Raw genomic sequence first — 10,443 nt, forward strand, 5'->3', positions numbered from 1 at the left:
GTGACGGTTCATCCCCGTGCTTACGGGGAACGCATCAAACTGAATACCCTGCATTTGTTCTAAAACGGTTCATCCCCGTGCTTACGGGGAACGCTGCTGATGGATGGCATTAAGAAAGACGCCATGCGGTTCATCCCCGTGCTTACGGGGAACGCTTTAGTAGTCATCGGGTGGTAAGACCCAGAATCGGTTCATCCCCGTGCTTACGGGGAACGCCGAATACAGCAAGATGCCACACAATCATTTTCCGGTTCATCCCCGTGCTTACGGGGAACGCAATGATATCAGTGTGATCACAGCACACACGTGCGGTTCATCCCCGTGCTTACGGGGAACGCAACACAGCCGCTACGTCTAAGAAAGAAGCAGTCGGTTCATCCCCGTGCTTACGGGGAACGCTAATGTTAGCGCTGGGACTGGTAAGCTCTACCCGGTTCATCCCCGTGCTTACGGGGAACGCGGCAGCAATGTGATGGCCGGCCTGCAAAAAGGCGGTTCATCCCCGTGCTTACGGGGAACGCGCCTACCTTTATCAACCACGGCGTTAAGTAAGCGGTTCATCCCCGTGCTTACGGGGAACGCTATTTCACTCTAAATGAGAAATGACATTAATTCGGTTCATCCCCGTGCTTACGGGGAACGCAATTTTAAAAGTACTCTCAGGAAGGGCGTACTCGGTTCATCCCCGTGCTTACGGGGAACGCGGGTATGCTGTATACGTCATAAATTTTGAAACCGGTTCATCCCCGTGCTTACGGGGAACGCACAACTAGCGAGCGCACACCGGAGAACAACCACGGTTCATCCCCGTGCTTACGGGGAACGCTCTAAATATACAGAGTTGTTTTACAAGGAGAAATAGCCCCTTGGTATTTCTACCAACTTTTTAAAGAGCGATTCACAATTATTTTGGGTCAGTTTCTGGTAAAAACCTAACCAGCCGTAAACCATCAAAATCAATAGGCATTCGTCGGTTATCACCATGTGTAACGAAATCAAATCCAGATTCTGTATTAGTCGCCCATGCCATAACAACATTACCTTCCTCTGCGAGAAAGCCCACCTGCTCCCAAATCATATCTCTTACCCGGCGCGAGACATCACCCACATATACACCTGCTCTGACTTCTAATAACCAAACAGCCAGCCGCCCCCTAAGTCGGGGAGGTACTGCTTCAGTGACAACCACTAACATACTCATTGTTACTTGCTCCTGTGGCCTTGGTCACCCATAGACTCGGGTTCAGGTATAGCTGGCGGCTGCGTATCTTCGGGAGGTTTTGGTATCTGAATTTCTCCAGCCGCGAGTACTTCTTCGATTAGCGGTATTAATCGCCTGAGTATTTTACTGGTACGAAATACCTCTCGACAGGCAATCCGTACTTCTTTGTCAGGTTGATAGGGATTCTTTGATGCAATACGAAAGGCAAGGGGTACAACCGTCTCAAATTTCACTAGATCAGCAATATCATATACGAAGGAAAGCGGCTTTCCCGAGTGCACAAAACCGATAGCGGGCGCATATCCAGCAGCCAATACGGCGGCTTCTGTAATACCATAAAGGCATGCAGTCGCGGCACTCAGACATTGATTAACCTTGTCACCTTTTTCCCAGTCTTTGGGATCGTAACGGCGTCCATTCCATTGAACGTTGTATTGTTTGGCTAAGAGCTGATAGGTTTTTCGAACCCTTGCACCTTCAATACCTCGCAACTGATCGATACTACGACGTTCGGGGGCAGGCTCACCAAAACGCACTTCAAACATTTTACGAACCACTTTCAATCTAAGCGACTCATCTAATGCAAGTTGGGCTTGATAAAGCAGTCGATCGGATCTTGCGCCTCCAGGCTGGCCTGCAGAATACAAACGCACACCCGCATCACCGACCCAGATGATTAATGTTCCGGTGGTTGCTGCTAATTTCACTGCGGCGTGACTAATGCGCGTACCGGGCTCAAGCATCAAACAAGCTATCGAGCCGACAGGGATATGCATGCGTTCGCCGTTGACTTCATCAATAACGACAAAAGCACCATCTTTAACATCTATACGGCCCATACCCACAAATATCATTGAGTTACGATCTTTGATTGGAATAGGTTTTAGCGGTATGAAAGACATATCCTTGTCCTGTTGATTAGGATTAGATGCTGGTAAAGCCCCGAGCGACGTTTCGCTAGTAAAGACTGATTTAGAGTTTAAATTGGTCTTATTAGCATTAGGCCGCAGCCCAACGCCTTAGACCTTCCAAACCCTTTCTTTAATCTTTCAACAAAAACCACAGGATTTTTTACGGTAAGGGTTCCTTGGAAATCAACGCTAGAGAACGAAATTTTATTCACAGCTTTCTTAACGCCTTGGTGCTGAGTATAACGCTCAATTTCGGGTAAAAAATCCAAGCTGACACCCCACTCAGCTAATCGCTTTTCGTTAGATATCCATTGATGTGCTGCATTATCCATTATGACCTTTAACTTAGTTTGGTCATGTTCACCTGCCTGCTTTGATTTATGCTTTGCATGCATGACGACATCATGGCGTTTACTGCGTCCTTCACTATCTGTAACACAGATCGTTGGATTAACCCGCAACTTAAACGACAACCGTTGCCCATCGCTCAGCTGAGGATTAAACACTTTCGTTTGGATATTAAACAACGCTAATTCGCCCTGCGGTGGATTTAATGACAGCACATAAAACTCAGGGAGGCCTTGTGGAGTCATTTCTTCCCTAAATAGAAAACCACGCTCGGTTTCGCCTAAAAACAACTGCCAAAGCAACTGATGGGATGCATAAGAACCTTTGGCTCCCAATTCCAAAAACAGCTTAGCCGTTTGAGTTGTACGCTGAAGGGTCACTTTTGATAAGTACATTTTATGACTCCTGCAATGTCAGTTGGTACATAATCCGTTGCTTAAACTGCCACCGCTCTCGACAAATGGGTTCATCCCATGGGTGAGTGGCCAGGGTGGCAGCACTGTCAAACTCATCGGTAGCGCCCTCCCAAAAATAGCTCACTGTTGACGTAGTACCTAACCACAAGGCATCGTCTTTGATGGATCGAGTCAAACTTGGGAACTCAATATCAAGTGCATCTTTAAGGCTGTTAACTGCAATAATACGAGGTGCTAACGGTGCCGCTAGTGGGCAAGACTTGCGCCCTAAAGAAAGCGTGAAAACTGGTTTTTGAAGTGCAGATGCCAACTCGCTCAGCGTGATAGTTGACGAGTCAGATAAACACACTGCAATAATCCAATACCCATCGCATCGATAATCTCTACTCGACAATATGGTATTAAGCTTGTCCTCTTCAAGTTCGCTTTTGCGGGTATGGTGTACCACCTTCTTACTATGCGATGGCACTTGGGTGGTGTGATAATCACGCAACAGCGATGTAGGGGTCGTTTGTTTAACCGCAATTAGCACACTGTTTTGCAGGGCAGATAAGCGAACCGCATCATCACGCTGAATACCTAAAGCAGCGCCTAATAACCCTAAAATTGCAGAACGAGTAGGCTGCAAACCTGTCGCTCGATCACCCCCTACAGCAGCTTGCCCCCAACTAGCCATTGGTCCATAGAGGCGAAAGACTAAATACTCTTTCATAACTGCCTCCTTTAATTAGCAACGAAGGCGAGTAAATCAGCAAAGCTACCTTCTCCAGCAATAGCATCTATGGCATAACGTGTATCAGCACAAGCGCCATAAACTTTGTCAAAATTCACAGACTGTTGTTTCAATGCTTTAATAGCTGCACCTGCCTGATCTTCATCCATAATTGGCTTTAAAAACGCAACGGATAACGATCGCGGCTGCTGCTCACCCTTTTCAGCCAATACAAAGCTGGCATAGGCACGGGATGCAAAGCTGTTTTGTTTCCCTTTTGGAGAAACTTTTACTGCCGCTTCAGTCAAAGCCTGTATAGTCTTGTTCGCTAGCCCTTCATCGCCACCTAGATTTTCAATCAATAAAGATTTGTTAATACATATATAACTGTAAAACAAAGCAGCAGCGAAACCAGATTCTCCAATATGGGCTGACCCTGCATCTTCTTTACCATCGTTCAAATCGTCAACAGCCGTGAAATAATCATCTTCAACAACAACACTATGTACACTAAGTGCATGCGCTACTTGGCAAGCAGCTTCAACATTAAACGCAGGACTTGATGCCAACATCCGGCCAAACATAGCAATATCGACCGCTGTTTTATCTAACGTCAGCAACTTTAACTCGGATTCTGTAGGCGCTCGGTCCTCATCGGCTAATACTTTAACAAGAGCTAACGCTGCTTCCTGCTCTGTTGGACTAATATGTGCTAATTGCTCAATATCCAATGAATCTTTTTTACTTTTACCAAAGACACCCGCGATAGATGCTGACCAACTTTTTGCACTTTTTTCCGTAACACCGAGCTTGACCAACTCATTAAACAAAGTTGTTCCGAAACGCTTTGTACGTATACCAATATGCCCTGACATTGCCTCTTCAAACATTTCAGATATACGCCAGTTACGTTTCAAACTTTGCGAACTCACACGTAATCGATCAAAACCACCCATTTTGGCAGTTTTTGGACGGCCTAGATCATCGCGATTTAAATTAGAAGGTGCATAAGATGTTAATAGGTGTAACTGTATAAATTGGCTCATTTCAAGTCCCTTTTTGATTTTTAAAGAAAATGGTTTGCTTTAGGCTTTGCCGGCAGCGGCACGGTAATAGTCCATTGCCCATTGCACGCTAATACGCTTATCGGCTTTTCGTGGGCGCATTTGTTCATGCTCTGCAAACCATTGCAGAATGTTGTCAGCCAGATTTACGACTGCCACTTCACCTTTGAGTTGCTGTACAATTCTGCGTAGCCGCCGCAGAAAATCTGCCGGAGTTTTAGCATTTTGTAATTGAGAAAAACGAAGTTCACTCACTACCGATTTATCCCCATCGCCCTTTCTACCCGCCGCCACTGCTAGCTTGTGCTCACTATTATTTTTCACATGCACAAGCACAGCCGCCACAGCTGCCCAACATTCAATCGCTTTGGACTGGCGTATCGGTGACTGCCCCAGCTGTGTAACATTATCATCTAGCGCCAACCATAAGCTGCGGAACGCTTCCGTTAACATAGCCTCATCAATAGAGTTAGTGCGCCTTAACTGCGCTTTATATCCAGAAGGCGCGGCCTGTATCCCTTTGCCTTTTAATTGCTCGGGTGACAACATCATGCTTTGCCACCAACGCAACACAACTTGCTTTGCCTGATCATCCATTAACCCGCCTCCTTCAATTGATCTATTTTCTGCTCTTTTATGAATACTTTTATATCCTTACCACCGTACAGCCAACCAGTTAAGGCGTGCCGCGCCTTAATTCGTTTAGCCATAGAACGTTCTGTACCTAGTTCAGAAAGCGCGTACTCATCAAACAGATCTGTCACCGTTCCTTGCAATGAATGTAACCAATCGCCTGCCTGAGCAGGCGCTAAGAATGGGCTTTCCTTTACAGAGTTAGTCACCAACTGAGATACAGCCAAATAAAATGCTGGCTCGCTTCGCTGCCAAAAAGCCAGATCAATAAAGGACATGTCACCTTTAACATCACCTGGCGACTCAAACCAAGCGGCCTTAATTTGTGTACGGCAATGCCACAATGCATCTGATGCTAATTTCTGCAGAGTCTTCACTGCATTTAACGTATCTTCTTCCTGTTCTGGCTCTACTGAAAACAACGGCATCATCGCCGAATACCAACAACGTGCTTTCATATTGTCCATGTCATAACCAAAGACCCATAGACGAGGCACCTCACTATGCATTTCAGGAAAGAGGCTGCAAATATGTGAATAATACTGAACAACCAAGGCACATTTTTGCCCTTCAACGTCACTACTGAACGTCAAAGCATCCCACACTTTATAGGTAATTCCTCCTGGCTGTCCTTTTGCAGAAAGCGGCTCTTCATCAGGCTTCTTCGGGTTCCACTTGTAGGATGTAAGCGGATGCTCCCACTTACCAGAGTAATTTCCACCGTAATTCTGGGTGCGATATTCATAAACCGTTTGATCTGCTAATTTACCGGAGATTTGGCACTCTGCTTCATTACTTTCAACTTCCAACCTTATACGACGCGGCATTGCCCAATACATGTGCAAAGGATGAACACTGTCGACATATATTTCACTGCCTTTTTTTTCACTGGTTTTTGTTGGTGTTAACCATGGAAAGACGGAGCCATCATTAAAATTAGGCTCTGGATAGCGCCAAAAATCTTTGCTTACCACATTCATCCAAAGTTTTTGCCAAAGATTAGCATCTGCGCTTTGCGGTAATACTAATGTCGTTAATGGACCTCCTCCCCTTAGCCCCACTCGATGTCCTGCACCGCCAGAAGGCGCATTAATTTGCAACGTAAACAATGCAAGTACGGCCATTTCTAATGACATAACTTCGCCAATACCGCGCTTAACAAAATGATCTGTATTAAGCTTTATGCCATTGGCACCCGGCGCTTCGATTAACAAACCTGATACTGTTGTTGGCTGTTGATTTTCTAATAATTGATAATCCTGCATAAATAACGGTCCATCACCCGTTACCTTATACGCATGAGCAACCTGATCAAACGCTTTTTTCAAGACCTCCTTATCAGGCAATAATTCATAACGATTATGCCATTCATACTTATCAGCAGGTGCGAAGACAGTTTGCAATAAACCAATGGCAAACTGATAGGCGGCCCCCTGAAAGTCAGCCCGATGTAAAGCAAAATCTACTACATCCGTGCGGCAAATAGCGCTCATCGGTAACACTTGCTCGGAACCATCTCGCAAACGGAAAGGTAACCATGGATCTTTGACTAAGTTCATAACACCTCCTTCAATAACTAAAGGGAACCCAAAAGATCCCCTTTAACATTTCCTTCTATTTAGTCCATTGATCTTTAATAAATACCGCTACATCATCAGAAACGCCATACCACGAAGCCTCATTTCGCGAAGCATTCACCACTAATAGCGAATCATTTGAATCCATTACTTTATAAATCATATCTGCCGCAGCCTGCTCGGAATAATTGGTACTTAAATACCAAACAGACCGCTGGACTTTTGCCCAACTGCCAAGCGTCTTAATACACTCAATAACAGCGTCGTACTTTTGACCTGCAATATTTAAATCATACGAAACAATTAAGTTATTCGACATTGTTCTTACCTGTTTTAGCGAGACACAAGAGCCTGCGACAAGATATTTGCCTACAGCATCGAAACCACTTAAGATCACTGTGCTACCGGTGCGCGAGTGGAGGTGGCCCGCTGCCTCTATTCGCGCCCACCTTCGATAGCTCAAATAATATTCAGCACTTGATACCATGTCAACAAAAAAAAGATGAGAAGAGATTCTTCAATTTGTTAAATAATTACAAATTTCATCATCAACAGTTACACTAGCAAGGTTCTCTAACCCATTAGAGATGAACCAATGAGAAGAGACTCTTCTTTTCATATTGACTCATGTTCCCCGCTTTAGCGGGGACTTTTCAGAAAAACCCGACAATTCCTGATATTCAAAACAACTATCAAGCTCTGGAATCCAACACTTCAAATAACTTATAGACTTATAGCGCCGCTCAAGCTCTGCTAGCTCCGACTCAAAACAGGACGGAATCGGAGCTAACTTGTCGGCATATTTATTCTTGGATAACTTCACCGTACTTAACTTGATGGCAAACTCAGGATCATCAACCCACGGTTTCAGCTGCCCTTCAGTTGTTACTCGAAGCAACAAAACTTCTACTGTTGCTATGTCGCTATATCGGGTACTGATGTCAGAATAATCTTCATACCAATGATCACTGCTACGGTCGCAATATCCATACTCCTGCCAACGCAGCAGCTGAGACTTAGCCTTAGCCGCTTTGCTTCTTTCTTCACCGATCAATTCATTTTCTTGATGCTTGAGCGTTTCAGGTACTTGGTCATAAGCTTTATCGCTATAAACCGATTCAATCAACTGCCTTGCCTGGCCTGGCATTTGAATTCCACCAAGCGCTTTGAGCTCTCGCATCCCAAGCCATAAGCGCCCAGGTGACCGGTATATGTATTGGGTGGTCACAAAATCTTTGCTTAACCAGTCTGTGGCTGGGTTCTCATCCCATACAGGAGCATGGACATAGAGTATTGGCGATGCACGTGAGTCTCTAATATCTCGCTGATAGATTCCATTTGCATCACGCGTATGACGATGTAATCGACCCGCACGCTGAATAAGATCATCGATGGGGCATATATCAGAAATCATCTCATCCGCATCAGCATCCAAACTTTCTTGAAATACCTGCGTAGCAATAAGCACCTTTCCATTGCGATCATTGCCATTACTTTGCTTACCAAAGTATTTAAGAACTCGATCTTCTGTGTTTTTTCTGTCCTGCAAAACAAAACGGCTATGGAATAACAGGCAATTTTCTGGTTGTTCAAGTACAGCTAGAACACGCTGGTATGCATCAATTGCATCATTCACCGTATTACGTATCCAGACGACACACTGTCCTAATGAAACAGCCCGTACGATCAAGTCAATGCAGGCATCCATGCCATTTAAAAAATCAACAACCACTGTGCGACTAACATCTTCACGGCTCTCTAAAGGAGTTTCTTGCACTGCCGGAATTGCTGATATTGATACCTTAGTTGCTAATGGGAAATGACACTCTTTTAACTTGACTAACGGCAATCCCGCCGATTGAAGCCAAATAGATGTAAGCTTTTCGCGTTGTTTATGCGAAAGAGTAGCAGTGAGCAAAATAACGCTACCGCCTTGATGCAGATGCAGCGCAAGCAAGCTTTCCAGCAACTCAAACATATACTCATCTGCTGCGTGCACCTCATCGAAGACTAAAACCTTCCGGTTAAGCCCTATTAAGCGAAGCGATTGATGACGGCGCGGCAGAACTGCTAACAACGCTTGATCAATCGTGCCAACACCCACCGGTGCAAGCAGTGCTTTTTTACGCGAGTCTGCTAACCACTGGTTACACTGTACCGTTGCGGTCGCATCATCAGATGAATAACTTTTATCTACCGCCTTTGATGAAAGTACTGCTTCCCGAAATAGATTATTCATTTCTCTAGCACCGTGCGCTAACACGATGCTCGGTTGCTTTTCCAGTCCATCGAGCATCTGCTGATAATGAGAGGCGACACGACTAAACATTGCATTTGAGGTTGCCATTGTGGGCAAACCAAAGTAAAAACCATCCGCAGCACCTGCTGCCATTAAGCGATGCGTGAGTGCAAGTGCAGCTTCTGTTTTACCGGCACCCGTCACATCTTCCAGTATAAAAAGTTGCGGGGTTGCATCAATTTCAACGGTTTCTGCCCAGCGCTGCAAAGGCGTTGGTACAAACCCATAATGCGCTTGAATAGATTGAAACGGACGAACAAGTGGTACTTTATCCAAATCTGTAGAGGCTAAAGCTTCTTTTGCGGTTTTTTGAGCATGTAACCAATAGTTCTGCAAAGGCATTAGCTCTGCGTGGTATTTGAAGTGGGAGTTATCTGATCCAATCCAATCTGCTAATACAGCCACACCCGCCAATTGCCAGCTAATTTGCTCTAAACGACGACGCCATTCTGTAGATCGCAGTTTTTCAAATGGAATGCTTGGTAGAAATAAATCAAAAGTATCTTTAACAAACCCCCCAACAGCCTCATTATTATGAGGCTCTGTAAAATGCTTAATTGAACGAGGGCTAGTAGTGTTAATAGGCTGTCCATGATGACCCAGCACACAATTCATTAAAACCATCAACGAATCAAAACACTGCTCTTGGTCTCGCTTTTGATATTCAGATAAACCTAATAATTCAGGCAACGGATCAACAACCAGCTTTTGCCAAAAGAACAAACCCATTCGATCATGCCGGTAATCACGGCCGTCATACTCTTTACGGCAATCAGGGATTAATAAATCACCACTCGGAGCGCTATATAATTTCTGAAAAGCTGAAGCAAACTTCCCTAAATCATGCAAAGAGAGACAAAATGAAAACAACTGCTGCACCTGACTAGGCTGCAACTCTAAAAACTCGGCAAGGTCTTTTGTAATCTGCTTTTTTGGGCTTAACAGCAAAGCACCGACCGCCGCCACATCCAAACAGTGATAAGGCAACAGATGATAATCCGCTCCATCCTGATCAGAGTCTCTTTTCGCTTTGCCCCAATACTTAAAGTAACTTGCTGTCATCTTTGATCCTTATCACTGAAGCCATCTCTGGCTGTCCATTGTCCTTGGTATCCTTAAACCTGTGCCGTCTTCCCTTTGTCGTCCTGACCCCTGTATTGGATGCGTTTTGCTGCTTTGTCGCAATCCTGTGGATAAACACACGTCAAATTTTAAGGCAGGTACGGCGCGATCTTTTTCAGACATTCCGGGTTGATGATAA

The 10,443-nt window shown here is 45.0% G+C and carries 9 protein-coding genes and 1 CRISPR repeat array; all 9 genes read right to left on the minus strand.

Going from position 1 to position 10,443, the window contains the following annotated elements; translation table 11 throughout:
- The first annotated feature begins 4 nt into the window (after positions 1 to 4).
- A CRISPR array of direct repeats spans positions 5 to 826; the repeat unit is 29 nt; unit sequence CGGTTCATCCCCGTGCTTACGGGGAACGC.
- A 78-nt stretch (positions 827 to 904) separates the two neighbouring features.
- A complete protein-coding gene (gene cas2e, locus ABY436_RS16595; protein WP_372740043.1) occupies positions 905 to 1,201 on the minus strand; it encodes a type I-E CRISPR-associated endoribonuclease Cas2e in 297 nt (98 codons plus the stop codon).
- 2 nt (positions 1,202 to 1,203) lie between these two features.
- Entirely contained in the window at positions 1,204 to 2,124 is a 921-nt protein-coding gene (gene cas1e, locus ABY436_RS16600) for a type I-E CRISPR-associated endonuclease Cas1e (protein WP_372740044.1), read from the minus strand.
- 77 nt (positions 2,125 to 2,201) lie between these two features.
- On the minus strand, positions 2,202 to 2,876 hold the full coding sequence (cas6e, locus tag ABY436_RS16605; protein WP_372740045.1) for a type I-E CRISPR-associated protein Cas6/Cse3/CasE: 675 nt from the start codon (positions 2,874 to 2,876) through the stop codon (positions 2,202 to 2,204).
- A gap of 1 nt (position 2,877) precedes the next feature.
- On the minus strand, positions 2,878 to 3,609 hold the full coding sequence (gene cas5e, locus ABY436_RS16610) for a type I-E CRISPR-associated protein Cas5/CasD (protein WP_372740046.1): 732 nt from the start codon (positions 3,607 to 3,609) through the stop codon (positions 2,878 to 2,880).
- Between the two features lie 11 nt (positions 3,610 to 3,620).
- Positions 3,621 to 4,655 carry a type I-E CRISPR-associated protein Cas7/Cse4/CasC gene (cas7e, locus tag ABY436_RS16615; RefSeq protein WP_372740047.1) on the minus strand — a complete coding sequence of 345 codons (1,035 nt, stop codon included), beginning with the start codon at positions 4,653 to 4,655 and terminating at the stop codon, positions 3,621 to 3,623.
- Positions 4,656 to 4,694: 39 nt separating this feature from the next.
- Positions 4,695 to 5,270: a type I-E CRISPR-associated protein Cse2/CasB gene (gene casB, locus ABY436_RS16620; RefSeq protein ID WP_372740048.1), complete on the minus strand. Its 576-nt coding sequence runs from the start codon at positions 5,268 to 5,270 to the stop codon at positions 4,695 to 4,697.
- On the minus strand, positions 5,270 to 6,865 hold the full coding sequence (gene casA, locus ABY436_RS16625; protein ID WP_372740049.1) for a type I-E CRISPR-associated protein Cse1/CasA: 1,596 nt from the start codon (positions 6,863 to 6,865) through the stop codon (positions 5,270 to 5,272). Before casA ends, casB begins: the two co-directional genes overlap by 1 nt.
- 55 nt (positions 6,866 to 6,920) lie before the next feature.
- Positions 6,921 to 7,202 carry a CRISPR-associated protein Cas2 gene (locus ABY436_RS16630; RefSeq protein WP_372740050.1) on the minus strand — a complete coding sequence of 94 codons (282 nt, stop codon included), beginning with the start codon at positions 7,200 to 7,202 and terminating at the stop codon, positions 6,921 to 6,923.
- 306 nt (positions 7,203 to 7,508) lie between these two features.
- Entirely contained in the window at positions 7,509 to 10,244 is a 2,736-nt protein-coding gene (gene cas3 / locus ABY436_RS16635) for a CRISPR-associated helicase Cas3' (RefSeq protein ID WP_372740051.1), read from the minus strand.
- Positions 10,245 to 10,443: the final 199 nt, after the last annotated feature.

The sequence above is a fragment of the Neptunomonas sp. genome, assembly GCF_041601355.1.
Classification (GTDB): domain Bacteria; phylum Pseudomonadota; class Gammaproteobacteria; order Pseudomonadales; family Balneatricaceae; genus Neptunomonas.

Coding starts and splice junctions, on each gene's coding strand:
- cas3 (WP_372740051.1), bottom strand. CDS start 10,244: ATGACAGCAAGTTACTTTAAGTATTGGGGCAAAGCGAAAAGAGACTCT.
- cas5e (WP_372740046.1), bottom strand. CDS start 3,609: ATGAAAGAGTATTTAGTCTTTCGCCTCTATGGACCAATGGCTAGTTGG.
- cas7e (WP_372740047.1), bottom strand. CDS start 4,655: ATGAGCCAATTTATACAGTTACACCTATTAACATCTTATGCACCTTCT.
- cas6e (WP_372740045.1), bottom strand. CDS start 2,876: ATGTACTTATCAAAAGTGACCCTTCAGCGTACAACTCAAACGGCTAAG.
- casB (WP_372740048.1), bottom strand. CDS start 5,270: ATGGATGATCAGGCAAAGCAAGTTGTGTTGCGTTGGTGGCAAAGCATG.
- cas2e (WP_372740043.1), bottom strand. CDS start 1,201: ATGAGTATGTTAGTGGTTGTCACTGAAGCAGTACCTCCCCGACTTAGG.
- cas1e (WP_372740044.1), bottom strand. CDS start 2,124: ATGTCTTTCATACCGCTAAAACCTATTCCAATCAAAGATCGTAACTCA.
- casA (WP_372740049.1), bottom strand. CDS start 6,865: ATGAACTTAGTCAAAGATCCATGGTTACCTTTCCGTTTGCGAGATGGT.
- ABY436_RS16630 (WP_372740050.1), bottom strand. CDS start 7,202: ATGTCGAATAACTTAATTGTTTCGTATGATTTAAATATTGCAGGTCAA.